24 protein-coding genes are annotated in these 26,589 nt (G+C 65.1%); 11 read left to right on the top strand and 13 right to left on the bottom strand.

What is annotated here, in order from left to right; all coding sequences use genetic code 11:
• The gene (locus HNE04_RS07760; protein WP_172217962.1) at positions 1-1,125 is read right to left on the bottom strand and encodes a helix-turn-helix domain-containing protein; all 1,125 of its coding nucleotides are present in this window, start codon (positions 1,123-1,125) and stop codon (positions 1-3) included.
• A gap of 160 nt (positions 1,126-1,285) precedes the next feature.
• On the opposite strand from HNE04_RS07760, the gene HNE04_RS07765 reads away from it, so the two are divergent.
• The 7 genes from HNE04_RS07765 to HNE04_RS07795 are packed head-to-tail and all read left to right on the top strand — an operon-like array spanning position 1,286 to position 8,841.
• Complete coding sequence (locus HNE04_RS07765; RefSeq protein ID WP_172217963.1) at positions 1,286-1,780, top strand: (2Fe-2S)-binding protein; 495 nt, start codon at positions 1,286-1,288, stop codon at positions 1,778-1,780.
• A 14-nt stretch (positions 1,781-1,794) separates the two neighbouring features.
• Positions 1,795-4,239 carry a xanthine dehydrogenase family protein molybdopterin-binding subunit gene (locus tag HNE04_RS07770; RefSeq protein WP_172217964.1) on the top strand — a complete coding sequence of 815 codons (2,445 nt, stop codon included), beginning with the start codon at positions 1,795-1,797 and terminating at the stop codon, positions 4,237-4,239.
• Between the two features lie 18 nt (positions 4,240-4,257).
• Positions 4,258-5,064, top strand: a complete 807-nt coding sequence (locus tag HNE04_RS07775; RefSeq protein ID WP_172217965.1) for an FAD binding domain-containing protein — start codon at positions 4,258-4,260, stop codon at positions 5,062-5,064.
• Between the two features lie 7 nt (positions 5,065-5,071).
• Positions 5,072-5,995, top strand: a complete 924-nt coding sequence (locus tag HNE04_RS07780; RefSeq protein ID WP_172217966.1) for an AAA family ATPase — start codon at positions 5,072-5,074, stop codon at positions 5,993-5,995.
• Between the two features lie 2 nt (positions 5,996-5,997).
• Positions 5,998-7,191: a vWA domain-containing protein gene (locus HNE04_RS07785; protein WP_328700293.1), complete on the top strand. Its 1,194-nt coding sequence runs from the start codon at positions 5,998-6,000 to the stop codon at positions 7,189-7,191.
• 6 nt (positions 7,192-7,197) lie between these two features.
• Entirely contained in the window at positions 7,198-7,782 is a 585-nt protein-coding gene (locus HNE04_RS07790; RefSeq protein WP_172217967.1) for a CoxG family protein, read from the top strand.
• 6 nt (positions 7,783-7,788) lie between these two features.
• Positions 7,789-8,841 carry an XdhC family protein gene (locus tag HNE04_RS07795; RefSeq protein ID WP_172217968.1) on the top strand — a complete coding sequence of 351 codons (1,053 nt, stop codon included), beginning with the start codon at positions 7,789-7,791 and terminating at the stop codon, positions 8,839-8,841.
• A 19-nt stretch (positions 8,842-8,860) separates the two neighbouring features.
• On the opposite strand, the gene HNE04_RS07800 is transcribed toward HNE04_RS07795, so the two are convergent.
• Positions 8,861-9,826, bottom strand: a complete 966-nt coding sequence (locus HNE04_RS07800) for a TRAP transporter substrate-binding protein (protein WP_172217969.1) — start codon at positions 9,824-9,826, stop codon at positions 8,861-8,863.
• Between the two features lie 23 nt (positions 9,827-9,849).
• Between HNE04_RS07800 and HNE04_RS07805 the strand changes: the two genes are divergently transcribed.
• Positions 9,850-10,602, top strand: a complete 753-nt coding sequence (locus tag HNE04_RS07805; protein WP_172217970.1) for an aspartate/glutamate racemase family protein — start codon at positions 9,850-9,852, stop codon at positions 10,600-10,602.
• Here HNE04_RS07805 and HNE04_RS07810 read toward each other — a convergent pair.
• The 3 genes from HNE04_RS07810 to HNE04_RS07820 are packed head-to-tail and all read right to left on the bottom strand — an operon-like array spanning position 10,578 to position 13,455.
• Positions 10,578-11,888 carry a TRAP transporter large permease gene (locus tag HNE04_RS07810; RefSeq protein WP_172217971.1) on the bottom strand — a complete coding sequence of 437 codons (1,311 nt, stop codon included), beginning with the start codon at positions 11,886-11,888 and terminating at the stop codon, positions 10,578-10,580. The two genes, HNE04_RS07805 and HNE04_RS07810, sit on opposite strands and share 25 nt — an antisense overlap.
• A gap of 20 nt (positions 11,889-11,908) precedes the next feature.
• Positions 11,909-12,442 carry a TRAP transporter small permease gene (locus HNE04_RS07815; protein WP_172217972.1) on the bottom strand — a complete coding sequence of 178 codons (534 nt, stop codon included), beginning with the start codon at positions 12,440-12,442 and terminating at the stop codon, positions 11,909-11,911.
• Positions 12,439-13,455 (bottom strand): TRAP transporter substrate-binding protein, encoded by a 1,017-nt coding sequence (locus HNE04_RS07820; protein ID WP_172217973.1) that lies wholly within the window; start codon positions 13,453-13,455, stop codon positions 12,439-12,441. The genes HNE04_RS07815 and HNE04_RS07820 overlap by 4 nt, the downstream gene beginning before the upstream one ends.
• A 165-nt stretch (positions 13,456-13,620) precedes the next feature.
• Here HNE04_RS07820 and HNE04_RS07825 point away from each other — a divergent pair, with 165 nt between their 5' ends.
• Genes HNE04_RS07825 through HNE04_RS07835 form a run of 3 tightly spaced genes read left to right on the top strand, consistent with a single transcriptional unit; the run spans position 13,621 to position 18,336 of the window.
• The gene (locus HNE04_RS07825; RefSeq protein WP_172217974.1) at positions 13,621-14,127 is read left to right on the top strand and encodes a winged helix DNA-binding protein; all 507 of its coding nucleotides are present in this window, start codon (positions 13,621-13,623) and stop codon (positions 14,125-14,127) included.
• A 55-nt stretch (positions 14,128-14,182) separates the two neighbouring features.
• The gene (locus HNE04_RS07830; RefSeq protein ID WP_172217975.1) at positions 14,183-17,782 is read left to right on the top strand and encodes a hydantoinase B/oxoprolinase family protein; all 3,600 of its coding nucleotides are present in this window, start codon (positions 14,183-14,185) and stop codon (positions 17,780-17,782) included.
• 17 nt (positions 17,783-17,799) lie between these two features.
• Positions 17,800-18,336: a DinB family protein gene (locus HNE04_RS07835; RefSeq protein WP_172217976.1), complete on the top strand. Its 537-nt coding sequence runs from the start codon at positions 17,800-17,802 to the stop codon at positions 18,334-18,336.
• A 51-nt stretch (positions 18,337-18,387) separates the two neighbouring features.
• On the opposite strand, the gene HNE04_RS07840 is transcribed toward HNE04_RS07835, so the two are convergent.
• The 8 genes from HNE04_RS07840 to HNE04_RS07875 all read right to left on the bottom strand — a co-directional run bounded on the left by HNE04_RS07840 (position 18,388) and on the right by HNE04_RS07875 (position 26,578).
• Positions 18,388-18,867: a ComEA family DNA-binding protein gene (locus tag HNE04_RS07840; RefSeq protein ID WP_172217977.1), complete on the bottom strand. Its 480-nt coding sequence runs from the start codon at positions 18,865-18,867 to the stop codon at positions 18,388-18,390.
• A gap of 70 nt (positions 18,868-18,937) precedes the next feature.
• Positions 18,938-19,945, bottom strand: a complete 1,008-nt coding sequence (gene rfaD, locus HNE04_RS07845) for an ADP-glyceromanno-heptose 6-epimerase (protein ID WP_172217978.1) — start codon at positions 19,943-19,945, stop codon at positions 18,938-18,940.
• Entirely contained in the window at positions 19,942-20,871 is a 930-nt protein-coding gene (rfaE1, locus tag HNE04_RS07850) for a D-glycero-beta-D-manno-heptose-7-phosphate kinase (RefSeq protein ID WP_172217979.1), read from the bottom strand. The genes rfaD and rfaE1 overlap by 4 nt, the downstream gene beginning before the upstream one ends.
• A complete protein-coding gene (gene lapB, locus HNE04_RS07855) occupies positions 20,868-22,001 on the bottom strand; it encodes a lipopolysaccharide assembly protein LapB (protein ID WP_172217980.1) in 1,134 nt (377 codons plus the stop codon). Before lapB ends, rfaE1 begins: the two co-directional genes overlap by 4 nt.
• A complete protein-coding gene (locus tag HNE04_RS07860) occupies positions 21,991-22,272 on the bottom strand; it encodes a LapA family protein (RefSeq protein ID WP_172217981.1) in 282 nt (93 codons plus the stop codon). The genes lapB and HNE04_RS07860 overlap by 11 nt, the downstream gene beginning before the upstream one ends.
• A gap of 42 nt (positions 22,273-22,314) precedes the next feature.
• The gene (locus HNE04_RS07865) at positions 22,315-22,626 is read right to left on the bottom strand and encodes an integration host factor subunit beta (protein ID WP_172217982.1); all 312 of its coding nucleotides are present in this window, start codon (positions 22,624-22,626) and stop codon (positions 22,315-22,317) included.
• A 90-nt stretch (positions 22,627-22,716) separates the two neighbouring features.
• Positions 22,717-24,411 carry a 30S ribosomal protein S1 gene (rpsA, locus tag HNE04_RS07870; protein WP_235964862.1) on the bottom strand — a complete coding sequence of 565 codons (1,695 nt, stop codon included), beginning with the start codon at positions 24,409-24,411 and terminating at the stop codon, positions 22,717-22,719.
• Between the two features lie 172 nt (positions 24,412-24,583).
• Positions 24,584-26,578 (bottom strand): bifunctional 3-phosphoshikimate 1-carboxyvinyltransferase/cytidylate kinase, encoded by a 1,995-nt coding sequence (locus tag HNE04_RS07875; protein ID WP_172217983.1) that lies wholly within the window; start codon positions 26,576-26,578, stop codon positions 24,584-24,586.
• Positions 26,579-26,589 lie beyond the last annotated feature (11 nt).

A 26,589-nucleotide genomic window follows, 5' to 3' on the forward strand; every position in this document is an offset into this window, starting at 1 on the left:
TTACCGGCCCTTTTTTTGCCCAAGCTTGCGGTACACGGTGGCCCGGCTGATGCCGAGCACGCGCGCCGCCTGCATGACATTGCCACGCGCCTCGTCCACGGCCTTGCGGATCAGCGCAGTCTGCAGATCCTTCAGCGGCAACCGCTTGGCGTCCAACGCAAGTTGATCGTCCGGCGTGCCGCAGGGCACCGCCAGGACCTGGAGCGTCAGGCCCGACCAGAGCGGCACTTCCATCGGGCCCTTGCGGCCGGCGGCATCGAACAGCATCTCCCAGGGCATGGCGAACAGGTCTGCGCAATGCTGCGCAGCAGCAGCGGGGGCCGCGAGCTGCGAGATCATTTGGCGGGCTGTCGGGTTGGCCGAGGCCAACCGGCCATCACCGTCCAGGCAGACCAGGCCGTCACCGTCACCGCCCATGGTCCGGCCCGGCCAATTGACGCGCAACAGCAGGGCGTGCGGCCGGGCGAGCGCCAGCGCGTTCTCGATGCTGCGCGCCCACTGCGACACCAGATGCTTGAGCTCTGGGCGCTCGGCGGCATCGATCCCCGTCAGGTCCAGCATCCCGACGCATTCGCCTTCGGGGCCGAACAGCGGCGCACCCGCGCAGCTGTACATGCCCGTGTCGTCGAAAAAATGTTCGCCGCGGTGCAACCAGACGGGCCGCAATTCGGCCAGCGCCGCGCCGATGGCGGTGGTGCCCACGGCCCGTTCGGACAGGTCCACGCCGATGCGCGTGATCAGATGGGCACGGGGATCGCCGCGGTCGATCAGTCCATTGACGTCGATGACCACGCCCTGTGCGTCGGTCAGGATCGCAAAGTAGCGGCTATTCGCAATGGCACGGCCGAGTTTCTCGAGCACCGGTCGCGCGGCCTGCAGCAATGCGTGATTGGCTTCCTCGGTGCGGCGTGCCGCCTGCGCGGGGATCACGTCGAACGCCAGGCGTTGATCCGGGCGCTGGCCGTTGGCCAGGCAACGGTGCCAGGAGCGCTCGATCCAGCCGAACTCGGGGCCACTGTCCAGCATCGCTTCGCCAGCGTGGCGGCCCTCCACCAGCACGGCGCGACGCGCGAGGCCGATTTGCCGCAGGCGTTGCTCGGCAGGCGGAGGGAGGAGGGTGTTCATGACTGTCCAGCGGTGGCGGGAGTTTGAATCAGTCGCACAAGTACCTATTGTTCCATTTTGAGAATTTCGTGGGTTGCCGTTCGGCGGACTAGGGTTTCGCCTAGGTATTCGGCCGAAGCGGGGTTCACAATGATTCGCGGCACTTTCCAGGAGACAAGCCATGCAGGTGCAATTCAAAGTGAACGGCAAAGACAGGTCGCTCGATGTCCCTCCCAACACATTGCTCGTGCACGCGCTGCGCGAGCACCTCCACTTGACCGGAACCCACGTCGGCTGCGACACCGCTCAATGCGGCGCCTGCACCGTGATGGTCAACGGGCGCGCCATCAAATCGTGCAATACCCTGGCGGTGCAGCACCAGGGCGCGGAAGTCACGACCATCGAAGGCGTCGCCGCGGCAGATGGGACCATGCATCCGATGCAGGCGGCCTTCAAGGAATGCCATGGCCTGCAATGCGGTTTCTGCACGCCGGGCATGGTGATGAGCGCGATCGATCTGTGCGAGCACCACCCCGACGCCAGCGAGGCCGAAGTCCGCGCCCTGCTGGACGGCAACATGTGCCGTTGCACGGGCTACCAGAACATCGTCAAGGCGGTCCAGATGGGCGGCAAGGCCATGAGCGCCGCTGCTTCCGTCGCCACCGCCAGCGCTTGAAAAGGGAGAGCATCATGGGCGCACCCGACTTCGCAGGCCTGCCGCACATCGGCGAGGCCCTCAGGCGCAAGGAAGACTATCGCTTCCTGACCGGCGCCGGCCAGTACACCGACGACGTGAGCGTCGCCCACCAGGCTCACGCCATCTTCGTGCGCTCGCCGCACGCGCACGCCAAACTCAACTCGGTCGACACTTCGGCCGCGAATGAGATGCCCGGCGTGGTCGGCATCATCACCGGCAAGGACATCGAGGGAAAGATGGGCGGCCTGCCTTGCGGCTGGTTGATCAACAACCCCGACGGCACGCCGATGAAGGAGCCCATGCACCCGATCCTCGCGATCAACAAGGTGCGCTACGTGGGCGACCATGTTGCGATGGTGGTGGCCGAGACGGTGGAACAGGCGCGCAATGCCGCCGAGGCCGTGGTCGTGGACTACGAGGTGCTGGGCGCTGTCGTCAACGTCGCGGATGCCGCGAAAAAGCAGAGCGGGGTCAACATCCACGATGAAGCGCCGGACAACCAGTGCTACAAGTGGGCGCTGGGCGACAAGGCCGCGGTGGACGGCGCGTTCGCGAACGCCGCGCATGTGACCAAGCTCGACCTCGTGAACAACCGTTTGATTCCCAACGCGATCGAGCCGCGCGTGGCGATCGGTTGCTACAACCGCGCGAACGAGGAATACGTGCTGTATGTCGCCAACCAGAATCCGCATGTCGAGCGGCTGTTGATGACGGCCTTCGTGCTCGGCCTGCCCGAGCACAAGGTACGGGTGATCGCACCGGACGTCGGCGGTGGTTTCGGTAGCAAGATATTCCTGTATGCCGAGGACGTGTGCCTGACCTGGGCGGCCAAGCATCTCAATCGCAACATCAAGTGGACTGCCGATCGCTCGGAAAGCTTCTTGTCGGACGCGCATGGCCGCGACCACGTGAGCCACGCCGAGATGGCGCTGGACAAGGACGGGAAATTCCTGGCGCTGAAGGTCCATACCGACGCCAACCTCGGGGCTTACCTGTCGACCTTTTCCACCGCGGTGCCCACCATCCTTTACGCGACCCTGCTGGCCGGGCAGTACACCACGCCGCAGATCTACGTGGAAGTGGATGCATGGTTCACCAATACCGCGCCGGTCGATGCGTACCGCGGCGCCGGCCGGCCCGAGGCCACCTATCTGCTGGAGCGGCTGGTATCGCGCTGCGCCTGGGAATTGGGCTTGGCACAGGACGAGATCCGCAAGCGCAACTTCATCACCACTTTCCCGTACCAGACTCCGGTGGCGCTGCAGTACGACACGGGCGATTACAAGGCCTGCATGGATAAGGCGCAGGCACTGGCCGAAGTGGACGGCTTCGCCGCGCGCAAGTCGGCGAGCGAGGCGCAGGGCAAGCTGCGCGGCATCGGCTATTCCAGCTACATCGAGGCCTGCGGCATCGCGCCCTCCAACATTGCCGGTGCGCTCGGCGCGCGTGCCGGGCTGTTCGAGTGCGGCGAGATCCGCGTGCATCCCACCGGCAGCGTCACGGTGTTCACCGGCTCGCACAGCCACGGCCAGGGGCATGAAACCACCTTCGCGCAGGTGGTGGCGGCGCGCCTGGGCATTCCCGTGGAGAACGTGGACGTGGTGCACGGCGACACGGGCCGGGTGCCGTTCGGCATGGGCACCTACGGCTCGCGCTCGATCTCGGTCGGCGGCGCCGCCATCATGAAGGCGCTGGACAAGATCGAGGCCAAGGCCAAGAAGATCGCGGCGCATTTGATGGAGGCCAGCGATGCCGACATCGATTTCGCCAACGGCGAGTTCACGGTGAAGGGCACCGACAAGAAGATCCCCTTCGGCCAGGTGGCGCTCACGGCCTACGTGCCGCACAACTACCCGCTGGACAAGCTGGAGCCGGGCCTGAACGAAACCGCGTTCTACGACCCCACCAACTTCACCTTCCCCGCAGGCACCTACATCTGCGAAGTGGAAGTTGACAAGCAGACCGGCGAGGTCAAGATCGACCGCTTCACCGCGGTGGACGACTTCGGCACCATCATCAACCCGATGATCGTCGAGGGCCAGGTGCACGGCGGGCTGGTGCAGGGGATCGGCCAGGCCCTGATGGAAAACTGCGTCTACGACCGCGAGACCGGGCAGCTGCTCACCGGCAGTTTCATGGACTACGCGATGCCGCGAGCCGAAGACTTCCCGATGTTCAGGATCGGCACCGTCTGCACGCCTTGCACCCACAACCCGCTGGGCACCAAGGGCTGTGGCGAGGCCGGGGCCATCGGTTCGCCGCCGGCGGTGATCAACGCCGTGCTCGACGCGCTCGCACCGCTGGGCGTGAAGGACTTCGATATGCCGGCCACGCCGCACCGGGTATGGGAAGCGATGCGCAAGGGCAGCGTGAGCCCGGTGCAGGAGCCGCAGCAACCCGCCACCACCGCCGCCACGCAAGGCCGGCCGGCGCCCTGAAACAGGAAGGAACCGATCATGTATGCCTTTACCCTGGAACGTCCCTCCACGTTGGCCGACGCCGCCCGGCTCACCGCTGCCGGCGCCAAGCCCTTGGCCGGGGGCCAGACACTGCTGGCCTCGATGAAGCTGCGCCTGTCGCAGCCCGGGCAACTGGCCGACCTGGGCGCCATCAAGGAACTGTCCGCCGTCCGCAAGGACGGCAATACGCTGATCGTCGGCGCCATGGCGCGCCACTGCGAGGTCGGAGAAAACGCCGAGGTTCGGGCCGCCTATCCCGCACTGGCAGACCTCGCAGCGCACATCGGCGACCGCCAGGTGCGAGCACTCGGCACCATCGGCGGTTCGGTCGCCAACAACGACCCGGCCGCCTGCTACCCGGCCGCGGTGCTGGCCTCGGGTGCGACAGTGATCACGAACAAGCGGGAGATCGGCGCCGACGACTTCTTCCAGGGCATGTTTGCCACCGCGCTGGAGGAGGGTGAACTGATCACCGCGATCCGCTTCTCGATCCCGAAGCGGGCGGCCTACGAAAAGTTTCGCCAGAAAGCCAGCAACTTCCCGCTGATCGGCGTGTTCGTCGCGCAGTTCGACAGCGGCAAGCTCAATGGCCAGGTGCGGGTGGCAGTCACCGGGGGTGGCAACGGCGTGTTCCGCCACGCCGGACTGGAAGACGCGCTCACCCGCAGCTTCACGCCCGCCGCGGCGGAGGCGGTGAAGATCGATGCTGAAGGGTTATCGAGCGACCTTCATGCATCAGCGGAATACCGCGCCAATCTCATCAGCGTGATGGCGCAGCGCGCCGTCGCCAAGGCCTTGGCCTGAGCCCGAGGTGATCCCGGCACTCGCCTCCATCGACGCGCTGTCGCAGGCGCTGGAGGGGGTGGGTTATTTCGCCGACCGGCGGCTGGCGACGGCGGTGTTCCTGGCGCTCAAGCTCAAGCGCCCCTTGCTGCTGGAGGGCGAGCCCGGCGTGGGCAAGACCGAGCTGGCCAAGGCGCTGGCCACCGCGCTTCAGCGCGAACTGCTGCGGCTGCAGTGCTACGACGGCATGGAGCTGCGGGAGGCGCTGTACGAGTGGAACTACGCGGCGCAGTTGCTCCATATGCGCGCCGCCGAGATGGACGGCGCCGGCGGCTCGGGGCATGTCAACCCCAATCAGGTCGAGCGCGAGGTCTACCAGGAGCGCTACCTGATCCGCCGGCCGCTGCTGCAGGCGCTGCAAACGCCCGAACCCGGCGCGGTGCTGCTGATCGATGAAGTGGACCGCGCCGACGAGCCCTTCGAGGCCTTCCTGCTGGAATACCTGGGCGAATACCAGGTGAGCATTCCCGAGATCGGCACCGTGCGCGCCCTGGCGACGCCGATCACCATCCTCACCAGCAACCGCACGCGCGAACTGCACGATGCAGTGAAGCGGCGCTGCCTTTATCACTGGCTGGACTATCCCGAGCGCGAGCGTGAACTGGCCATCGTGCGGGCCCAGGTGCCGGAAGCGGGCGATGCGCTCTCGCAGCAGGTGGCGACCTTCGTCGGGCGGCTGCGCAGCCAGCCTTTCGCCCACGGTTTCCAGCGCGCTCCGGGCATCGCCGAAAGCGTGGAATGGGCCCGGGCTCTGGTCGCGCTGGACACGCTGGTGGTGGACCCCGAGGTGGTGGCCGACACCGTGGGCATCCTGTTCAAGCAGCGGGAAGACGTGGCTGCACTCTCGCGTGAGCTGGTCGCCGATCTGCTCAAGCCGCAAGAGGGGAATTGACCGTGCAGCTGGGCGATGCCCGCAGTGGCAAGCTGGCCGGCAACATCACGGGGTTCGGGCGTGCCTTGCGCCGCGCCGGCGTGCGCATGGACAGTGCGCGCATCGCGCTGGCCCAGCAAGCCGCGCAACTGGTGGGCGTGGCGAGCAAGGCCGACCTGGGCGCCGCGCTGGAGGCCGTGCTGGTCAGCCGCGAGCAGGACCGTGGCGTCTTTCGAGAGCTGTTCGACGCGTACTTCCGCGATCCCGAGGTCGCCAGCAAGTTGCTGGCGCAACTGCTACCCAGCGCCGAAGGCAAGGCCGAGCCGGACAAGCGCAGGCCGCGCGTGCGCGAGGCGCTGTCGCCGCAGCAGTCCCTCGGCCGGCAGGCGCCGAAGATGCAGGACAAGGAAGTGGATTTCGACGCGGCGATGACGGCCAGCGACCTGAGTGTGCTCAAGCATGCGGACTTCAATGCCCTGAGCGCTGCCGAATATCACCTGGTCGAGCGGCTGGCACGCGATGTGGCCTTGCCCGTGCCCTGCGTCGCGGGGCGGCGCACCCGGCCGGGCTGGCGTGGCGGGCAACTGCATTGGGCTGGGATCATGCGCCATGCCGCGCGCACCGGCGGCGAACTGCTGCAGTTGCGCCGGTTGCAACGGCACGAGGAGCCTTTGCCCCTGTTGGTCCTGGTCGATGTGTCGGGCTCGATGGAGCGCTACGCCAGGCTGCTGCTGGCCTTTCTTCACGCCGCCACCCGCGATGTCTACGGCCGCAAGGGCCGGCGCGATGTGTTCGCATTCGGCACCCACCTCACGGACCTGACTCTGGCGTTCCGCCGGGCCGACACCGACGACATGCTGGCCGCCGCGAGCGCCGCCATCGACGATTTCGCGGGCGGCACGCGCCTGGGTGAATCGCTGGCCGGCCTGCGCAGGCACCATGCCAGGCGGCTGATCGGCGGCCGCACCCTGGTACTGCTGATCACTGACGGGCTGGACACGGGCGAGCCGGAGGTGCTTTCCGACGAGCTGGACTGGTTGCGGCTGCACAGCCGGCGCCTGCTCTGGCTGAATCCGTTGTTGCGTTTCAGCGGCTATGCGCCGGTGGCGCGCGGCGCGGAGGTGCTGCACCGGCAGGCGCACGGCATGCTGGCGGTGCACAATCTCAGCAAGCTCCAGGACCTGGCAGCCAGTCTCGCCGCCGTCATGAGGAATTAGCAGATCATGGAAATGCAAGGCAACCGCGCCCTCGCAGTCACCCAGCAACAAGCCTGGGAGGCGTTGAACAACCCCGAAGTCCTCAAGGCCAGCATCCCTGGTTGCGACAAGGTGGAATCGACGGGGAACAATCAGTATGTGGTGGCGGTCGCAGTGAAGGTCGGCCCGGTGGCGGCGAAGTTCGCGGGCAAGATCACCTTGACCGACGTCAACCCGCCGGAAAGCTACACCCTGGGTTTCGACGGGCAGGGTGGGGCGGCGGGTTTCGGCAAGGGCCAGGCGCAGGTGAAGCTCACTCCCCAGGGCAACGGCTGCGAACTCAACTACAAAGTGGGGGCGCAGGTGGGCGGAAAGATTGCGCAGATGGGCCAGCGCCTGGTCGACGGTGTGGCGAAGTCCATGGCCGAGGATTTTTTCCGGCGCTTCGACGAGGAGATGCAGCGGCGCCACCCCGAAGCTTATGCAGCCGCAGCCGTAGCTGCAGCGCCCGCGGCGGCTGAACCGGCGACGACAGGCAAGCCGATCCCTGTCTGGTTGTGGGTCGTGGGCGCCGTGTTGGTGGTGGCTCTGCTCTTTTGGTGGTTGCGCTAGGACGATATGGAAAATCTCGACGTCATGGTTCTGCGTACGCTGCGCGACTGGCGGTCGGCGGGCAAGCGCGCCTTGCTGGCGACAGTGGTGCGCACCTGGGGCTCGTCGCCGCGCCCGATCGGCTCGATCATGGCTCTGTGCGAAGACGGCGCCGTGGTGGGGTCGGTCTCGGGTGGCTGCATCGAGGACGACCTGATCTACCGCTACAGCGGCGCTGCGCAGATCCTTCCCACGGGCGCCCCTGTCTTCGTGAAGTACGGCATCACGGCCGACGAGGCACACCGCTTCGGCCTTCCCTGCGGCGGCACCCTGGAGTTGCTGCTGGAGTTCAACCCAGACGCGTCCGCGCTCGCCGAAATCGTGGCCGCCCTGGAGCAGGGACGATTGATGCGGCGAACCGTGAGGCTCTCTGATGGCGCGGCGACCCTCACCGAGGCGACGTCGCCCAGCGCATTGAGCGTCGATGCGACCGAACTGGTGAATGTGTTCGGCCCGGAATACCGCATGTTGCTGATCGGTGCCGGCCAGCTGACCGAGTACCTGGCCACCATGGCCCTTTTCAGCGGCTTTGCCGTCACAGTGTGCGATCCGCGCGAGGAATACCGTGGCGCCTGGAGCGTGCCCGGCGTCACGGTGCTGGCCGACATGCCGGACGACGTGGTGACGGCGTTCAAACCCGATCGTCGCAGCTGCGTGGTGGCGCTAACGCATGATCCCAAGCTGGACGACCTGGCGTTGCTGGAGGCGTTGAAGAGCGAGGCCTTCTACGTGGGCGCGATCGGCAGCCGCCGCAACAATGAAGCCCGGCACCAGCGCATGATCGAGCACTTCGGCGAAACCCCGGCGTCGTTGGCCCGGCTGCGCGGCCCGATCGGCATCTACATCGGGAGCAAGACCCCGCCCGAGATCGCCGTGAGCGTGATGGCGGAAATTCTCGCGGTGAAGAATGGAGTGAAACTGCCGCGCGATATGGATGTGGCCCAGGCCAAGAACGGCCTGGCGGTGCCGGCCAACAATCCCGGCGATCTGGCTTGCGCTGTGTTGCCGCAGGCGGGCTGAACCGCCCGCGGCTGCGCGCTTACTTGCGGAAGTTGTCGACCAGGGCCTGACCCTCGGGGCCGGCCTTCTCGATCCATTCCTTGAGCATCACGTCGCCGATTTTCTTCATGTCGGCCTTCAGCTGCCCAGAAGGCGGCAGGATGTTCATGCCATTGGCCTTGAGTTTCGCGAGCGTTTCGTCGTTGGCCTTCTTGCTTGCCGCCAGACCCCGAGTCTCCGCGTCTGCCGCAGCCTTCAGCAAAGCCTGCTTGGTGGGAGCGTCGAGAGCATCAAAGGCGGCTTTGTTGACGAGGACCACGTTCTTCGGCAACCATGCCTGTGTGTCGTACCAATACTTCAGGTGCTCATAAGTCTTGGTGTCGAAGCCGGTGGACCCGCTGGACATATAGCTTTCGACGACGCCTGTCGCAAGTGCCTGGCTTAGTTCAGCCGCTTGCACCGTCACGGGGATAGCTCCCACCATTTCGGCGATCTTCGCCGTCTGGGGGTTGTATGCGCGCCATTTCACGCCCTTCAGATCAGCTGCCGAGTTGAGCGGCTTCTTCGCGTAGATGCCCTGCGGCGGCCACGGCACAGCGTAAAGGGCGAGCATGCCCTGTTCGCCGAGTTTCTTGTCGAGAAACGGCTTTTGTGCGCGCCAGAGTTTCACCGATGCGTCGTAACTGTCGGCCAGGAACGGCAAAGCGTCGGCACCGAAGATCGGCCATTCGTTGCTGAAGTTGGAGATCAGTATTTCCCCGATCTGTGCCTGGCTGCCTTGCACGGCGCGCTTGATCTCGGGCGCCTTGAACAGCGACGCGTTGGCGTGCACCTGGATCTTGAGCTTGCCGCCGGTCGCCTTGTCCACGTCGCTGGCGAACTGCACCAGGTTTTCGGTGTGGAAGTTGCCGGCCGGATAGGCAGCCGGCAGGTCCCACTTGACCTGAGCCGAAACCTGGTTGGCCAGCGCGAGGGCGGCCGCGAAAAAGGCGTACTTGAGTTTCATAGTCACTCCGGGACAATGGGGTTATGAACAGTGGGCAGAGAATACGTGCAAATCCCGCGCCAGCGGATTCGGTTTTACCCCCGGTGAAAGCGGCGGCGCGAGTGGGGTTCCTAGGCGTGTTGATGCTCGACACCCGGTTTCCCAGGCCGCCCGGTGACATCGGCCACCCGGACAGTTTCGGCGTGCCGGTTCGGCATTTGGTGGTTCGCGGTGCGTGGCCGCGAACGATCGTCGCCAGCGCGCAGGCCTTGCGCTCCGGTGGGATGCTTTCGGCCTTTTGCGAAGCGGCGCGCGAGTTGGAACGCGCGGGCGCACACGCCATCACGACCAGTTGCGGCTTCCTGGTCCTGCTGCAGCGCGAGTTGCAAGAGGCGGTGCGGGTACCCATGGTGACCTCCAGCCTGCTCCAGCTACCCGGCTTGCTCGAGCGTCAGCAGCAGGTCGGGGTGCTCACCATCAGCCAGGCCCACCTCGGGACGGAGCATCTGCTGGCGGCAGGCGTGCCGTCTGGGCGGCTGGCCGACGTGATCGTGCAGGGCGTCGATCCGGCCGGCGAGTTTGCGAGCGCGATCCTCGGCAACCGCACCGACATGAACTTGCAGCAAGCGCAGGCCGACGTCGTGGCTGCGGCGTTGGCGCTCAAGGCTCGGGCACCTGACCTGCGCACCGTGGTGCTGGAGTGCACCAACATGCCGCCTTACGCGAAATCAGTGCACGAAGCCACCGGTTGGGAGCTGCGTTCCCTGCTCGATCACTTTTCCACGCCCATCACGTAGTTGGGCAACCACGTCACGATCTGCGGGAAGAGGGTGACGAGGGCGATGCAGAGGACCAGGCAGCCGAAGAACGGGATGGCGGCGCGTGCGATGGTGTTGCTGTCCTTGCCCGTCATGTTTTGAAGCACGAACAGGTTGAAGCCCACCGGCGGCGTGACCTCGGCGATCTCCACCAGCAGCACGATGAAGATGCCGAACCAGACCAGGTCGAAACCGGCCTTCTGGATCATCGGCAACACCACCGCCGCAGTGAGCACGATCATGCTGATGCCGTCCAGCGCCGTGCCGAGCACGAGGTAGACGAGGACCAGGCACGAGATAAGCGCGTAGGGCGACAGGTGCATGCCATTGACCCATTCGGCCAGCTCGCGCGGCACGCCGGTGAAGGCCATGGTCTTGGTGAGGAAGGCGGCGCCGGCCAGGATGAACATGATCATGCAGCTGGTGCGGGTCGCGCCCATCAGACCGTCCCAGAAATTGCGCCAGGTGAGCGAGCGGCCCCAAGCGGCGATCGCCAGCGAGCCGGCGACGCCGTAGGCCGCGCATTCCGTAGCGGTGGCGTAACCGCTGACCAGCACCCAGACGATGAAGACGATGAGAGAGCCACAGGGAATCAGGTTGCCGCTCTTGCGGATCTTCTCCCTGAAACTGGAGGGCGGATCGGCGGCCGGAACCTTGGACGGGTTGCGGATCGACCACCAGGCGATGTAGCCCATGAACAGCACCATCAGCAGCGCCCCTGGGATGAAGCCGGCCAGGAAGATGCGGATGATGGAAGCGTCGGCCGCCACGGCGTACACCACCATGGTGATGGAAGGCGGGATCAGGATGCCCAGCGTGCCGGCGGTGGCGAGCGAACCCAGGGCCAGCTTCTCGTCGTAGCCGCGCCTCTTCAGTTCAGGCAGCGCCACTTTTGCGATGGTGGCGCAAGTCGCCGCCGAAGACCCGCTGACTGAGCCGAAGATGCCGCAGCCCAGGATGGTGGTGTGCATCAACCGGCCGGGGATGCGGTTCAGCCAGGGCCGCAGGCCCTCGAACATCTCCTCGCTCAGCTTGGTGCGAAACAGGATCTCCCCCATCCAGATGAACAGCGGCAGTGCCGCCAATTCCCACGAGGCGTTGCTTTCCCAGAAAGCGGAGAACAGGTTCTTGCCCGGCTGGGTGCTGACGAAGAACGCCTGCCCGACCCATCCGCAGATGGCGAGCGTCATGGCGATCCAGACCCCGCCGGACAGCAGGACCAGCATGATGATCAGCAGGAAGAGGCCGATAGCTAGGGTTTCCATGGCGTGCTCTTGTAGTAGTTCTAGATATCGGATGAGAAGTCGCCGTGCGCGTGCCGCTCTTCGACGGAAGTGACGTAGGTCGGCCGCGCGCCACGCGCCACCAGCACCATCTCGTCGAGTACCGCGATGAAGAACAGCCACGAGCCGACAACGAACGTGGTCTGCGGGATCCATAGCGGGATGGCCAGGAGTCCGTTGGCAATGTCATTGAATTTGTAGCTTTCCCAGGCGAACCGCGTCGCCCACCAGGCCAGGTAGCCGATGGCGAAGCAGGCGATCACGAGGGAGACGATCTCCAGCACCCGGCGCACTGGCGCCGACACCTTCTCCAGCAGCAGGGTGACGCGCACGAAGTCGCCGTGCTTGAATGCGTGCGCCATTGCCAGGAAGGCCGCCGCAGCGCAGAGCCAAGCGACGACGTCGTTGGTGGCTCCGGTGCGCACCCCGAATTCGCGCAGGATGCTCTGGCCGATCATGAGCACGCAGATCGCGAGCACGCAAAGGGCCGCGACGGCCCCTGCCGCGAAATAGAGACCGTCCAGGAGTTTTCTCATTTTTTGGTTTCTCGGTTGGTGCCGGAGGCGAATGCCGGGGTCTTCAGGTAGGCGGCAACGATGGATTCTCCCTCAGGCCCCGCCTTTTTCTGCCAATCCTGCAGCATCGTCCACCCGAGCTGTTTCATGTCGGAGACAAGCTTGGACGACGGCTGGTGCACTTTCATCCCTTTGTCGGCCAGCATTTTCTTGGCCGCGTCGTTCCTTTCCTGGCTTAGCTTCCAGCCGCGCTCCTCGGCGGCGGCGGCGGCCTTCAGGACCGCTTCCTGCTGCGCCTTGTCCAGGGACTGGAATGCCTTGGCGTTGACCAGCACCGCGTTCTTCGGCAGCCAGGCCTGCACGTCGTAGAAGTTCTTGATGTGCTCGTAGATACGGCTGTCCACGCCGGTCGTGCTGGAGGTCATGAAGGCTTCCACCACGCCGGTCGCCATGGCCTGGCCCAACTCCGCTGCCTGCACGGTGACCGATTGCGCAGCCATCAGCTCGCCCATCTTGGCGGTGGCCGGTGAATAGGCCCGCCACTTGATGCGCCGCATGTCGGCCATGGAATCGACCTCCTTCTTGCTGAACAGGCCCTGCGCCGGCCACGGCACGGTGTACAGGAGCATCAGGCCCTGCTTCTCGAGGTAGCGCGAGAGGACCGGTTTCTGCGCGTCGTACAGGCTCTTGGCGTTCTTGTAGCTGGTGGCCAGGAACGGCACGCCATCGGCGCCGAAGAGCGGACTCTCGTTCTCGTAGTTGGCCAGGAGGATTTCGCCCGCCTGCGCCTGGGCACCTTGCACGGCGCGCTTGATTTCCGGCGCCTTGAAGAGGGCCGCGTTGGGATGGACCTGGATCTTGAGTGCCCCTGCGGTGGCTTTTTCAACGTCGGCCGCGAACTGAACGATGTTTTCCGTATGGAAATTGGTCGCCGGGTAGGCGGCGGCCAGGTCCCACTTTGTCTGGCTCCAGGCAGCGCCCGCCAGGGCAGTTAGGGCGACGGCCAAGGCGGCTTTCAGGGTGGAGGTTTGCATCTCGGTTCCTTTCCAACGGGTTGTTGAGAAAATGCAGACAAATTATCAATAAAATATCGAGTTAACGTCTACATAGTGTTTATACCTATAGATCATCGATAAGAAATCAACAAAATATCAGACACTTTGTCGATATAGTGCCAGCTGAAACAACCCGGACGCACCATGACAACCTCTCAAAACGCCATCGTTTCGTCATCCCACCTCGTCTCGCCGCGCAGCGCCGAAATGAGCGAACTGGAATTCGGCCTCATCGTCAGCTGGAACGCGTTCAGCCGCTGGGCCGTGCGCTGCATGGCGGCGGCCGGCGTGCCGGATCTCACCATCACCGACGTGCTGGTGCTGCACCACATCAACCACCGCGCCCGCAACAAGAAGCTGGCCGATGTGTGCTTCGTCCTCAACTACGAGGACACTCACGTCGTGAACTACTCGCTCAAGAAGCTGGTGTCCGCCGGCCTGGCGCAGGGCGAGAAGGTCGGCAAGGAAGTGCTCTACAGCCCGACGGCCAAAGGCGAAGAGGTCGTGGCGAAGTACCGTGAGGTACGCGAGCAGTGCCTGATCGACAGCGTGGACGGCGAGATGAATCCGCACATCGGCGAACTCGCGCGCTTCCTGCGGCTGATGAGCGGCCTGTACGACCAGGCCGCGCGGGCGGCGTCCTCGCTCTAGGCAACGTTTTCATCCCATTTCACCCAAAGAGACCATGCACAAGGAAAATCAGGCAATGCAAGGCACACCCGGCGCCAAGTGGCAGTTCTGGATCGATCGTGGCGGCACCTTCACCGACATCGTCGCCAAGCGGCCGGACGGCGCGCTGGTGACGCACAAGCTGCTGTCGGAGAACCCGGAACAGTACAAGGACGCCGCGGTCGCCGGCATCCGGCATCTGCTGGGCCTGAAGGCCGGGCAGCCGGTAACGCCCGATGTGGTGGATTGCGTGAAGATGGGCACCACCGTCGCCACCAACGCCTTGCTCGAACGCAAAGGCGAGCCGACTCTGTTGGTAACCACCAAGGGCTTTCGCGACGCGCTGCGGATCGCCTACCAGAACCGCCCGAGGCTGTTCGACCGCAACATTGTTTTGCCGGAGCTGCTGTACAGCTCGGTGATCGAGGCGCAGGAGCGCGTCGGCGCCCGCGGTGAAATGCTCACGCCGCTGAACGAGGCCTTGCTCCAAGAGGAACTGGAGGCGGCCCACCAGCGCGGCCTGCGCAGCGTCGCCATCGTCTTCATGCATGGCTATCGCTATAGCGAGCACGAGCAGGCGGCCAAGCGCATTGCGCAGCAGGTTGGCTTCACGCAGATCAGCACCTCGCACGAAACCAGCCCGATGATGAAGTTCGTCAGCCGCGGCGACACGACGGTGGTCGATGCGTACCTGTCGCCCATCTTGCGGCGCTACGTCGAGCAGGTTGCGGCCGAAATGCCGGGTGTCAAGCTGTTCTTCATGCAGTCATCCGGCGGCCTCACCGATGCCCACGCCTTCCAGGGCAAGGACGCGATCCTGTCGGGGCCGGCGGGCGGCATCGTCGGCATGGCGCGCACGGCGCAGCTCGCGGGCCACGACAAGGTGATCGGCTTCGATATGGGCGGCACCTCCACCGACGTGTCGCACTACGCGGGCCAGTTCGAACGCGAGTTCGAAACGCAGGTGGCTGGCGTTCGCATGCGCGCGCCCATGATGAGCATCCACACCGTCGCGGCGGGCGGCGGCTCGATACTCGAATTCGATGGTTCGCGCTTTCGCGTCGGCCCTCAAAGCGCGGGCGCCAATCCCGGCCCGGCCAGCTATCGGCGCGGCGGGCCATTGGCCGTGACCGACGCAAACGTGATGGTCGGCAAGATCCAGCCGCGCTATTTCCCCAAGGTGTTCGGACCCAAGGCCGACGAGGCGTTGAGCTACGAAGCGGTGCAGGCCAAGTTCAACGAGCTGGCGGGCAGGACCGGCCGCAGCGCCGAAGTCGTGGCCGAAGGCTTCATCAACATCGCCGTGCAGCAGATGGCCAACGCCATCAAGAAAATCTCGGTAGCGCGTGGCTACGACGTGACGCGCTACACGCTGCAATGCTTCGGCGGCGCGGGCGGCCAGCACGCTTGCATGGTGGCGGATGCGCTGGGCATGAGCCGCGTATTCGTCCACCCGCTGGCCGGCGTGCTGTCGGCCTATGGCATGGGCCTGGCCGACCAGAACGTGATCCGCGAGCAGGCGATCGAGCTTCCGCTGGCCCCGCAGTCGCTGCCGTCGATCGCCGAGCAGCTCGACGCACTGGGCGCCGCGGCCCAGGCCGACCTGGAGCGCCAGCAGGTCAGCGCGGGCGCCGTCACCATTCATCAGCGCGTCCACGTCCGGTACGAGGGCAGCGACTCGGCCCTGGTGGTGCCGTTCGGCGACCTGCAGACGATCATTGCGGGCTTCGAGGCAGCCTATCGCCAGCGCTTTGCCTTCCTGATGCAAGGCAAGAACATGATGGTCGAAGCGATCTCGGTGGAAGCCGTGGTCGCCGGCGATGCACCGGAGGAGCCGCGCCAGGAAATGCACGCCGTTCGTGAGCTGCCGCGCCGGGAAACGGTGCGCATGTACTCGGGAGGACAGTGGCACGACGCCGCGCTGGTGGTACGCGAAGACCTCCAGCCCGGCGACATCATTTCAGGGCCGGCGATCATCGCCGAAAAGAATGCGACGACCATCGTCGAGCCGGGTTGGGAGGCGCAGATCACGGCACTGGACCACATCGTGCTGGACCGGCGCGTCGCCCGTTCGGTGAAGTTCGCGGCCGGAACCACCGTCGACCCGGTCCTGCTGGAGGTGTTCAACAACCTCTTCATGAACATCGCGGAGCAGATGGGCCTGCAGCTGCAGAACACGGCCTACTCGGTCAACATCAAGGAGCGGCTGGACTTTTCGTGTGCACTGTTCGACCAGGAGGGCAACCTGATCGCCAACGCGCCGCACATGCCGGTGCACCTGGGCTCCATGGGCGAGAGCATCAAGACGGTGATCCGCGAGAACGCGGGCAAGATGTCGCCGGGTGACGTCTTCGTGCTGAACGACCCTTATCACGGCGGCACGCACCTGCCGGACGTGACGGTGATCACGCCCGTGTACCTGGGCATCGGGCATGACGACAAGCCGCTGTTCTATGTGGGATCGCGCGGCCACCATGCCGACATCGGCGGGATCACGCCGGGTTCCATGCCGCCTTTCTCGACCTTGATCGAGGAGGAGGGCGTGCAGATCAACAACGTCAAGCTGGTCGATCGCGGAACCCTGCGCGAAGCCGAAATGCTGGCCCTGCTCAGGAGCGGCACCTATCCCAGCCGCAATCCCGAGCAGAACATGGCCGACCTGAAGGCACAGATCGCCGCCAACGAGAAGGGCGTGCAGGAACTGCGCAAGATGGTCGACCAGTTCGGCCTGGACGTGGTGCAGGCGTACATGCGCCACGTGCAGGACAACGCCGAGGAGTCCGTCCGCCGCGTCATCACTCGCCTGAAAGACGGCGAATTCACCCTGCCGCTGGACAACGGCGCGCGGATCAAGGTGGCGATCCGGGTCGATGCGAAGAAGCGCAGCGCCGAGATCGATTTCACGGGCACCTCGGAGCAGCAAGTCAACAACTTCAACGCCCCGACGGCCGTCTGCATGGCCGCCGTGCTCTATGTGTTCCGCACCCTGGTGGACGACGACATTCCGCTCAATGCCGGCTGCCTCAAGCCGCTCAAGGTCATCATTCCGGCCGGTTCCATGCTCAATCCCAATCCCCCGGCTTCGGTGGTGGCGGGCAACGTGGAAACCTCGACCTGCATCACGAATACGCTTTACGGGGCGCTGGGCATCATGGCCGCCAGCCAGTGCACCATGAACAACTTCACCTTCGGCAACGAGCGCCACCAGTACTACGAGACCATTTCGGGCGGCAGCGGCGCGGGCGACGGCTTTGACGGCACGAGCGTGGTGCAGACCCACATGACCAACTCGCGCCTCACGGATCCGGAAGTGCTGGAGTTCCGTTTCCCGGTCCGGCTGGACAGCTACGAAATCCGCAAGGGCTCCGGCGGCGCCGGCCAGTGGAAGGGCGGCAACGGCGGGGTGCGCCGGGTGCGCTTCCTGGAAGACATGACGGCCAGCATCCTGTCCAACGGGCGCAAGCACGGCGCCTTCGGCATGGCCGGCGGGCAGCCGGGCCTGGTCGGCATCAACCGCGTGGTTCGAGGCGACGGCGTCGTGGAAGAACTCGGGCATATCGGCCAGGCCGAGATGAAACCGGGCGACGTTTTCGAAGTCCACACGCCCGGCGGGGGCGGCTACGGACAGCCGGGATAGTCGGCACAATCCGGCGCATGGAAGAACGTGCCCTTCTCGAGAACTACCGTTTTCTGGCCCGCTACAACCGCTGGTTCAACCAGAGGTTGTATGCGGCGTGCGAGCAGCTTCCGGACGAGGAGCGCAAGCGAGATCGCGGCGCCTTCTTCGTTTCCATCCACAACACCTTGAACCACCTGGTCTGGGGCGACCAGACCTGGCTCAGGCGGTTCGCGGCCCAGGGCGTAGCCTTCGCTTCGCTGGGTGGCGGCTTGCTGGATCTGCCCGAGGGCGCCATGCACGCGGCCGTGCTTCATGAGGAGTGGGCCTCATTGCGAACCAAGCGCGAGCAGCTCGACGAAGCCATCGAGGCATGGGTGCGCGACATGCCGGCGGATTTCCCGCTGCGCATCATGCGCTACAGCAACAGCAAGGGCGTGAAGCGCGAGCACCCGATGTGGCAGGCGCTCACCCATTTCTTCAATCACCAGACCCACCACCGCGGCCAGGTCACCACGCTCCTGGCGCAGGCGGGCATCGACCCCGGAGTCACCGACCTGATCGCGCTGGTGTAGCGGAAAAGAAAAAACCCGCCGAGGCGGGTTTTCTTGTGGTGCGCGAGGCGCTTACTTCTTGGCGCTGGCAGCGCTGGCTGCAGGCTTCGCGCTGGCGGTCGGCTTGTCGGCGGCGGCCTTGGCGTCCTTCTTCTCCGCCTTGGCTACAGCCTTTTCTTCCTTGGCGGCGGCTTTTTCGTCCTTCTTTTCGTCCTTGGCCGCAGCCTTGGTTTCCTTCTTCTCGGACTTGGCGGCGGCCTTGTCGTCCTTCTTGGTCGCCGCGGCGCCCTTGTACGCGGCGCCGTTGACGGTCAGGCCTTCGGCCGACAGCTTGGCGGCCTTGTCGTCACCGACGCCCTTGACGCGCTCGATGAAGTCTTCCCAGCTCTTGAACTCGCCCTTCTTGCGCTCCGACATGATCAGCTTGGAGGTGACCGGGCCGATGCCTTTGACGCTGTCGAGCTGAGCCTCGGTGGCCTTGTTCACGTCGACGGCGGCCATGGCCATGGAGGCGCACAGCATGAGCAGGATGGCCAGAAGTTTCTTGAACATGGATTTCTCCTTGGGTTGATGGGGACCTTTGACTAACGCAAGCCGGGCAGCGCGGTTGACCGTGCCGACCCTAGGCCGAAAGCTCAGCCATGTATTTACCGACCCCAGTTTGTACATCAGCAAAAGCGTGGTCGCAGCCGGCGGCGCGCAGCGCGCCCAGGTCGGCCTGGGTATAGCACTGGTATTTGCCGCGCAGTGCGTCGGGGAACGGAACGTACTCGATCAAGCCGGCCGCGGCTGCGGACGCCGTGTCGAAAGGCGGGGTTGAGCCGCGCAGCGCATTGACCACCGCCGTCGCCACATCGTTGAACGGCTGGGCCCGGCCCGATCCCAGGTTGAAGATGCCCGATTTTTCGGGGTGGTCCAGGAACCACAGGTTCACGGCGACCACGTCGTCGATGAAGACGAAATCGCGTTTCTGCTCGCCCGGCCCATAGCCGCCGTACTCGCCGAACAGCTTGACCTTGCCTTCGGTCTTGAACTGGTTGAACTGGTGGAAGGCCACGCTGGCCATGCGCCCCTTGTGCTGCTCGCGTGGGCCATAGACATTGAAGTAGCGGAAGCCGGCCACCTGGCGGCCTTTGCGGGACTTGGCGCGGTTGAAGTCGTTGCCCAATTCGCGCCGCATCCTCTGGTCGAATAGCAGCTTGGAGTAGCCATAGACGTTGAGCGGCCGCTCGAACTCGGGGGCTTCGCGGAACGTGTCCGAGCCGCCATAGGTCGCCGCCGAAGATGCATAGAGCAGGCGGGCGCCGCGCTCCTGGCAAGCATTGAACAAGCCGCACGACAACGTGTAGTTGTTGTCCATCATGTACTTGCCGTCGGTTTCCATGGTGTCGCTGCAGGCGCCTTCGTGGAAGACGGCTTCGACCTTGCCGAAGTAGCCCTCGGCGAACAGGTCGTAGAACATGTCGGCGTCCACGTAATCGGCGATTTTCAGGTCGGCGAGGTTGCGGAACTTGTCGCCCTGCGTCAGGTCGTCGACGGCGATGATGTCGTCGATGCCACGCGCGTTGAGGCCCTTGACGATGTTGCTGCCGATGAAACCCGCAGCGCCGGTGACCACCATGCGTGTCATGAAAAGAGCTCCTCGTACGAAACGGTGGCGGTGCCGAACTTGCCCACGACGATGCCGCCCGCCTTGTTGGCCAGCGGCATGGCATCGCGCAGGCCCATGCCCGCGCCGACCAGCGCGGCCAGCGTGGCTATCACCGTGTCGCCGGCACCGGTCACATCGAAAACCTCGCGCGCCTGGGCTTCCACATGGGAATCGCCCTGCGCATCGAACAGCGTCATGCCATCCTCACCCAGCGTCACCAACAGGGCGTCGAGCTTGAGCGCCTCGCGAAGATTTTGCGCCTTGGCACGCAGCTCATCGGTGTCGCGCCAGCTCCCCACTACCTGCTGCAACTCGGCGCGGTTGGGCGTGATGACGGTGGCGCCGCTGTAGCGCGAATAGTCCGAACCCTTGGGATCGACCAGCACTGATTTTCGGCCCGCTCGGGCGGCGGCGATCATGGTGCCGATGTGGGCCAGACCGCCCTTGCCGTAGTCGGAGAACAATACCGCGTCGTGTTTCGGTGCGAGGAGCGCGAACGTTTCGTTCTGCAGGGCCAGCGCCTCGTGGTCGGGTTCGTTCTCGAAGTCCATGCGCAGCAGCTGCTGGTGGCGGCCGATCACGCGCAGCTTCACGGTGGTCTTCAGGCCCGGGTCGCGCTTGAGGTGTGTGGCGATGCCGGTTTCGCGCAGCAAGGCCTCCAGCCGGTGCCCTGGCTCGTCATCGCCCACGACGCCAAGGAAGCTGGCCTGCGCGCCCAGCGTGATCACGTTGTAGGCGACGTTGGCGGCGGCGCCGATGCGTTCTTCCTCGCGCGTGACCTTGACCACGGGAACGGGTGCCTCGGGCGAGATCCGCTCCACCGCGCCGTGCCAATAGCGGTCGAGCATCGCGTCGCCGACCACCAGCACCCGCGACTTCGCCAATTGTTGCTTGCTCAAACTCATAGTTCCTCCACCCGGCGGGCGGGATAGCTGTCCCAAGCCTGGCAGCCGGGGCATTGCCAGAAGTGCTGCTTGGCCTCGAAGCCGCACGCCGCGCAACGATAGCGCGTCAGAGGCTTCACCGCATGGTCCAGCGCACTTTGCACATGGGGATGAAATTGCTCGTGCTCCAGCTTCTCGCCCGCCAGCCATTTGGTGGCCGCGACCAGCGATGGCTCGCGTTCGAGGTGCTTCACATACCATTCCCTGGCCACGGTGGCGTCCGGCTCGAGTGCGACGATGCCTTCCAGCACGTCCAGCGATGGCGACAGCTCGTAGCTGGTGAGCAGGATCTCCATGGCCTGGGCTTGCTGGCCGGTGGCCAGGGCGGCTTCTGTCAATGCCTTCGAAACCAGCGGAATGGAGGCCGGCGCCGAATGCGCCAGCCGCGACAGTGTGTCCAGGGCCCCGGCGGCATCGCCGGCGCGTCGCTGCAGTGCCGCCAGCTCGATGCCGGGGCGGGCGGCGGCCGGCGCAATCTTGATCGCCTCGCGCAGCAGCTGCTCTGCTTTCTCCGGTGGGGCCGCGGCGGCCTGCTCGCACAAGTAATGCGCCAGGCGCGCCGTGAAAGTGCCGTGGCCCGATGCATCGAGTTTCTTCGCGATTTCCGAAGCCTGGCCCCAATCGCGGGTGCGCTCGTAGATTGCCAGCAGCGCGAGCAAGGCCTGGCTCTCGTAAGCCGTGCCCTCCAGCTTGCGCAACGCTTCCTCCGCGCGGTCCAGCAGGCCGGCCTTGAGGAAGTCCAGGGCCAGCGCATGCTGGGCGCGATGGCGATCGGCGCGGCTCAAGTCGCCGCGCGAGAGCAGGTGCTCGTGGACGCGAACGGCGCGCTCGTATTCGCCGCGCCGGCGAAACAGGTTGCCCAGGGCGAAGTGCAGCTCGGAAGTGTCCGGGTCTTTCTGAACGGCCTCGATGAAGGCGTCGATGGCCTGGTCCTGCTGTTCGTTCAGCAGGAAATTCAGGCCGCGAAAGTAGGCCTTGGGAGCCTGGCGGTTCTCGATGCGCAGCTGGCGCAGGTCCAGGCGCGAGGCCAGCCAGCCCAGCACGAAGGCGATGGGCAGGCCCCAGAGGACCCAGCTCAGGTCAAAGTCCATGCTGGGAGGGTCCGGCGTCCGGGGGGAACTGCGTCGTCATGCCTTCGTGGGCGCGCCGGGCTGCGGCACGGTGCCTCAGCCACCGCGGCACCATGCCCAGGGCGCCGATGGCCAGGCCCAGCGCGAACGCGGCGAGCACGACCAGCACCAGGGGCGCGCGCCAGAGCGTGCCGAAGAAGAAGTGCACCGTCACATCCTGCTGGTTGTTCAGTGCAAAAGCGAACAGGGTAAAAAAAATGGCTGCCTTGAGCAGCCACATGAGGTATTTCAAATCAAGTCTTCCTCAGTGGGAAGGCTGATTCTAGCGACAGCGTCAGGGCTTGCCCTCGGCCTCGATTTCGGCCGTGCGCTGATCCACCGCCTCACGCAGCGCCTTGCCCGGCTTGAAGTGGGGTACGCGCTTCTCGGGGATATGGACGCTTTCGCCGGAGCGCGGGTTGCGGCCCATGCGCGGCGGGCGCCGGTTGATCGAGAAACTGCCAAAACCGCGGATTTCGATCCGATGCCCACGCACCAGCGCGTCGCCCATGGCGTCAAGAATGGTCTTGACGGCATATTCGGCGTCGCGGTGCGTCAGCTGGCTGAAACGCGCGGCCAGTTCTTCGACGAGATCACTACGAGTCATAGGGCCTTGGGGTTGTCATCCCGGGCTTGACCCGGGATCCACGCGGCTGCATGGATGCCGGATCGAGTCCGGCATGACAGTCCTTTGCTCTTATTTCTCGGTGTTATCCAGCTTGGCGCGCAGCAGGGCGCCCAGGCTGGTGGTGCCGGCGTTCTCGCGAGCGGATTGCTGCGAGAGGTTCGACATCTGTTCCTGCTGGTCGGCCATGTCCTTGGCCTTGATGGACAGCTGGATGTTGCGGGTCTTGCGGTCGATGTTCACGACCACGACCGTCACTTCGTCGCCTTCCTTCAGCACGTTGCGGGCATCTTCCACGCGGTCGCGGGAGATTTCGCTGGCGCGCAGGTAGCCCAGGATTTCCTGGCCCAGGTCGATCTCGGCGCCCTTGGGGTCGACGGTCTTGACCTTGCCCGAAACCACGGAGCCCTTGTCGTGCACGGACACGAAGGTCGTGAACGGGTCGGCGTCCAGCTGCTTGATGCCCAGGCTGATGCGCTCGCGGTCCACGTCGACGGCCAGAACGATGGCTTCGACTTCCTGGCCCTTCTTGTAGTTGCGCACGGCGGCTTCGCCGGTCTCGTTCCAGGACAGGTCGGACAGGTGCACCAGGCCGTCGATGCCTGCTGCCAGGCCGACGAACACGCCGAAGTCGGTGATCGACTTGATCGGGCCCTTGACGCGGTCGCCGCGCTTGGTGTTCTGCGCGAATTCCTGCCAGGGGTTGGCCTTGCACTGCTTCATGCCCAGGCTGATGCGGCGCTTGTCTTCGTCGATCTCGAGGACCATGACTTCGACTTCATCGCCGAGGGACACGATCTTGGAGGGGGCGACGTTCTTGTTGGTCCAGTCCATCTCCGACACGTGCACCAGGCCTTCGATGCCGGGCTCGAGTTCCACGAACGCGCCGTAGTCGGCGATGTTGGTGATCTTGCCGAACATGCGGGTGCCTTGCGGGTAGCGGCGGTTCACGCCCATCCACGGGTCGTCGCCCATCTGCTTCAGGCCCAGGGACACGCGGTTCTTCTCGGTGTCGAACTTGAGGATCTTGGCGGTGATTTCCTGGCCGGCCTGAACGACTTCGCTCGGGTGGCGGACACGGCGCCAGGCCATGTCGGTGATGTGCAGCAGGCCGTCGATGCCGCCGAGGTCCACGAACGCACCGTATTCGGTGATGTTCTTGACGACGCCGCGGACGACGGAGCCTTCCTTCAGGGTTTCCATCAGCTTGGCGCGCTCTTCGCCCATCGAAGCTTCGACCACGGCACGACGCGACAACACCACGTTGTTGCGCTTGCGGTCCAGCTTGATAACCTTGAACTCCATGGTCTTGTTTTCGTACGGCGTCAGGTCCTTGATCGGACGCGTGTCGATCAGCGAGCCGGGCAGGAAGGCGCGGATGCCGTTGACCAGGACCGTCAGGCCGCCCTTGACCTTGCCGCTGGTGGTGCCGGTGACGAATTCGCCGGACTCCAGGGCCTTCTCAAGGCTCATCCAGGATGCGAGGCGCTTGGCCTTGTCGCGCGACAGGATGGTGTCGCCGTAACCGTTTTCGATGGCGTCGATGGCCACCGAGACGAAATCGCCCACCTGGACTTCGATTTCGCCCTTGTCATTCTTGAACTCGTCGATCGGCACATACGCTTCGGACTTGAGGCCGGCGTTGACGACGACAAAGCTGTGTTCGATACGCACCACTTCGGAAGTGATCACTTCGCCGGTGCGCATTTCAGAGCGCTGCAGCGATTCCTCGAACATCGAGGCAAAAGATTCCATGGATTCAGACATTCGGTTTCCTTGCACGTCGCACAGGTTTCCAGACGCAAAAGCAAAATCGCTTCAACGCGGCTGTTTCTAGGACTGGGACGGCGGTTTGTGCGGCTTGGCACCGCGGGTTAAGTTGTTGAACCACACTGCCTGGTGCGCTGGCGCGCGAGAAGGGCGGCGTGGGCCGGAAAACCTAATGGGCGGACCCAAAAGGCTGTTTGCCCTCCCACCACTGGAGCACCTGGGCCACCGATTCATCGACCGATTGACTTGAGTTATCCAGAAGGAGGGCGTCCCCGGCTGGCTTGAGTGGCGCGACTGCCCGGGACGAATCCCTTGCGTCGCGCGCTTCCAGGTCAGCGCGAAGAGCATCGATTGTAGTTGAAATTCCCTTTGAAATCAACTGCTTATGGCGGCGCTCGGCGCGTTGGGCGGCGCTCGCCGTGAGATAGACCTTCATCTGGGCGTCGGGAAAGATCACCGTGCCCATGTCGCGCCCGTCGGCCACCAGCCCGGGCAGCCGCCGGAAGCTCTGCTGCAAAGCCACCAGCGCCGTGCGCACGGCGGGCAGGGCGGACACCTTGGAGGCGTTCATGCCCGCTTCTTCGGTGCGGATGGCATCGGTCACGTCCTGCTCGCCCAGCAGGACCTGGCCGCCCAGGAAGCGCACGGGCAGGGTTTCGGCCATCTTGCCGATGCTGTGCTCGTGGGCCGCGTCCAGCGCCAGCCCGGCCCGGACGGCGGCGAATGCGGTGATGCGGTAAAGCGCGCCGGAATCCAGGTAGTGGTAGCCGAGCCTGTGGGCAACCTGGGAGGCCAATGTCCCCTTGCCCGAGGCGGTCGGGCCGTCGACGCAGATCACCGGAATGCGCGGCGCTGGAGTCTGCACGACCGCGAACAAGGTTTCGAAGTAGTCGGGGAAGGTCTTGCCCACGCACTTCGGGTCCTCGATGCGCACCTGCACGCCCGCCGGATTGAAGGCGGCCAAGGAGAAGCACATCGCGATGCGATGGTCGTCGTAGGTATGGATGCTGGCCGGTTTCCATTGGACAGGCGGCGTGACCGTGATGAAGTCCGGCCCTTCCACGATTTCGGCGCCCAGCTTTCGCAACTCCTTGGCCATGGCGGCCAGGCGATCGGTTTCCTTCACGCGCCAGCTGGCGATGTTGCGCAGGGTGGTGGTGCCGTCGGCGTATAGCGCCATCACCGCCAGGGTCATGGCTGCATCCGGGATGTGGTTGCAGTCCAGGTCTATGGCCTTGAGCGGCCAGGCGCCACGCGACACCTCCAGCGAATTGGGGCCGCCGTTCACCTGCGCACCCATCAGGCGCGCGGCATCGATGAAGCGGATGTCGCCCTGGATGGAGTCCTCGCCCACGCCGGAAACGCGCAGCGGCTGGCCTTGAGCCGCCGCGATCGCGCCGAGCGCCACGAAGTAACTGGCGGAGGAAGCGTCGGCCTCCACGTGGATGCTGCCGGGGGAGCGGAAGTTGCTGCCGGCGGGAATGGTGAAGCGCTGCCAGCCTTCGCGCCGCACGGTGATGCCGAAACGGGCCAGCAGATTCAACGTGATCTCGATGTAGGGCTTGGAGATCAGCTCGCCGGTCACTTCGATCACGACGTCCTGCTTGGCCACCAACGGCAGCGCCATCAACAAGGCGGTGAGGAACTGGCTCGAGACATCGCCGCGGACCTGGATGGGCCGGTCGAGTTTGAGCTGGGGCCGTCCGATGCGCAGCGGCGGATAGCCCTCGGTTCCCAGGTACTGGATGTCGCAGCCCAACTGGCGTAGCGCATCGACCAGGTCGCCGATGGGCCTTTCGTGCATGCGAGCCACGCCGCTCAGCTCGAACTCGCCTCCAATGACAGCCAGCGCCGCCGTCAAGGGGCGCATTGCCGTGCCGGCGTTGCCCAGGAATAGCCTGGCAGGCAGCGCCGGCGCCCGGCCGCCCAGCCCGGTGATCTCGACGGCCTTCCCGCTGTGCTTTGCGCCGCAACCTAGCGCGCGCAGGGCGTTCAGCATGACGCGCGTGTCGTCGGAGTCCAGCAATTCGTGCACGGTGGTGGTCCCGGCGCTCAGAGCGGCCAGCAGCAGCACACGGTTGGAGATGCTCTTGGAACCGGGCAACAGCACGGTCCCCGCGGCGCTGTCCAACGGCGGTATGTCCAGGAACTCGGTCGCGAACATCAGGGCTTGAG

Source organism: Caenimonas soli, assembly GCF_013155545.1.
In the GTDB taxonomy this organism is placed as follows: domain Bacteria; phylum Pseudomonadota; class Gammaproteobacteria; order Burkholderiales; family Burkholderiaceae_C; genus Ramlibacter; species Ramlibacter soli.